1 rRNA gene is annotated in these 690 nt (G+C 46.1%); it reads left to right on the top strand.

The features are described from left to right. Positions 1–481 precede the first annotated feature (481 nt). Positions 482–690 (top strand): 16S ribosomal RNA (locus tag ACFFRH_RS44865); the annotation flags it as partial.

Genomic DNA, 690 nt, shown 5'->3' with positions numbered 1-690 from the left:
TTACTTATCTTCCTTTTTCTTTTTATTCCTCCTTAGTATGCCACCAGGAAGTGTGATTACGGTTGCAAAAACGGCAAATTGCTTGTTTTATGGCACATTAACGGGGCTTTTGCTGAAAAAATGCGCGGTCAGAAAATTATTTTAAATTTCCTCTTGTCAGGCCGGAATAACTCCCTATAATGCGCCACCACTGACACGGAACAACGGCAAACACGCCGCCGGGTCAGCGGGGTTCTCCTGAGAACTCCGGCAGAGAAAGCAAAAATAAATGCTTGACTCTGTAGCGGGAAGGCGTATTATGCACACCCCGCGCCGCTGAGAAAAAGCAAAGCGGCACTGCTCTTTAACAATTTATCAGACAATCTGTGTGGGCACTCGAAGATACGGATTCTTAACGTCGCAAGACGAAAAATGAATACCAAGTCTCAAGAGTGAACACGTAATTCATTACGAAGTTTAATTCTTTGAGCGTCAAACTTTTAAATTGAAGAGTTTGATCATGGCTCAGATTGACCGCTGGCGGCAGGCCTAACACATGCAAGTCGAACGGTAACAGGAAGAAGCTTGCTTCTTTGCTGACGAGTGGCGGACGGGTGAGTAATGTCTGGGAAACTGCCTGATGGAGGGGGATAACTACTGGAAACGGTAGCTAATACCGCATAACGTCGCAAGACCAAAGAGGGGGACCTT

The organism is Streptosporangium vulgare, assembly GCF_042428775.1.
GTDB classification, from domain to species: Bacteria; Actinomycetota; Actinomycetes; order Streptosporangiales; family Streptosporangiaceae; genus Streptosporangium; species Streptosporangium vulgare.
The sequence above is the reverse complement of the archived record's forward strand: the minus strand, read 5'-3'. Positions and strand labels throughout refer to the sequence as shown.